The sequence below is a fragment of the Lysinibacillus sp. ZYM-1 genome, assembly GCF_001308875.1.
Lineage (GTDB): Bacteria > Bacillota > Bacilli > Bacillales_A > Planococcaceae > Lysinibacillus.
The window spans coordinates 1-515 of record NZ_KQ465186.1 but is presented as its reverse complement, the minus strand read 5'-3'; the positions used below and the strand labels follow the sequence as shown (position 1 = coordinate 515).

6 tRNA genes are annotated in these 515 nt (G+C 51.8%); all 6 read right to left on the bottom strand.

The features are described 5' to 3' along the window. Positions 1-3 precede the first annotated feature (3 nt). Positions 4-75: transfer RNA gene (locus AO843_RS23845), tRNA-Glu, on the bottom strand. 2 nt (positions 76-77) lie between these two features. Further along, positions 78-168 (bottom strand) — tRNA-Ser (locus AO843_RS23840). 9 nt (positions 169-177) lie between these two features. Then, a tRNA-Asn gene (locus tag AO843_RS23835) sits at positions 178-254 on the bottom strand. 4 nt (positions 255-258) lie between these two features. After that, a tRNA-Ile gene (locus tag AO843_RS23830) sits at positions 259-335 on the bottom strand. Between the two features lie 6 nt (positions 336-341). Continuing rightward, positions 342-412: transfer RNA gene (locus AO843_RS23825), tRNA-Gly, on the bottom strand. 8 nt (positions 413-420) lie between these two features. Next, positions 421-493, bottom strand: a tRNA-Phe gene (locus AO843_RS23820). Positions 494-515: the final 22 nt, after the last annotated feature.

The window sequence follows — 515 nt, the reverse complement described above, 5'->3', positions numbered from 1 at the left end:
GTATGACCCGTACGGGATTCGAACCCGTGTTACCGCCGTGAAAGGGCGGTGTCTTAACCACTTGACCAACGGGCCAATGGCGGAGAAGGAGGGATTTGAACCCTCGCGCCGGTTACCCGACCTACACCCTTAGCAGGGGCGCCTCTTCAGCCTCTTGAGTACTTCCCCACAAAAAAATGGCTCCGAAGGCAGGACTCGAACCTGCGACAACCTGATTAACAGTCAGGTGCTACTACCAACTGAGCTACTTCGGAATAATGGTGGGCCTAAATGGACTCGAACCATCGACCTCACGCTTATCAGGCGTGCGCTCTAACCAGCTGAGCTATAGGCCCTTAGAGAGCGGGTGATGAGAATCGAACTCACGACATCAGCTTGGAAGGCTGAGGTTTTACCATTAAACTACACCCGCATAAATGATGGGTCAGGACGGAATCGAACCGCCGACACTTAGAGCTTCAATCTAATGCTCTACCAACTGAGCTACTGACCCATATTTTAAAATAAATGGCGGT